This window comes from Clostridium tyrobutyricum, from assembly GCF_019144085.1.
In the GTDB taxonomy this organism is placed as follows: domain Bacteria; phylum Bacillota; class Clostridia; order Clostridiales; family Clostridiaceae; genus Clostridium_B; species Clostridium_B tyrobutyricum_A.
Window position 1 is genome coordinate 1 of record NZ_JAHHUY010000124.1, and the last position, 256, is coordinate 256.

1 protein-coding gene is annotated in these 256 nt (G+C 71.9%); it reads right to left on the reverse strand.

The features are described from left to right. Positions 1-256, reverse strand: a 256-nt coding sequence (locus KM800_RS15280) for a response regulator transcription factor (protein ID WP_217813841.1), incomplete at both ends; no start/stop codon positions are given.

Genomic DNA, 256 nt, shown 5'->3' on the forward strand with positions numbered 1-256 from the left:
TGGCGTGGTCCAGCACCAGGGGGCCGATGGTGGTGCTGGCAACGCCTGCGGCGCTGCTGGCCTGGGTGAAGGCGGGCTGGCGCGCGCGGCGCAACATGGCTTGCAGGCGGGCCTGCAGCTCCTGCATGTTGAAGGGCTTGGTGATGTAGTCGTCGGCCCCGGCGTTCAGGCCCAGCACGCGGTCATCGACGCCATCGCGGGCGGTGAGGATCAGCACGGGCAGGCCGGCGATGTGCGCGCGGGCCCAGGTCAGCAG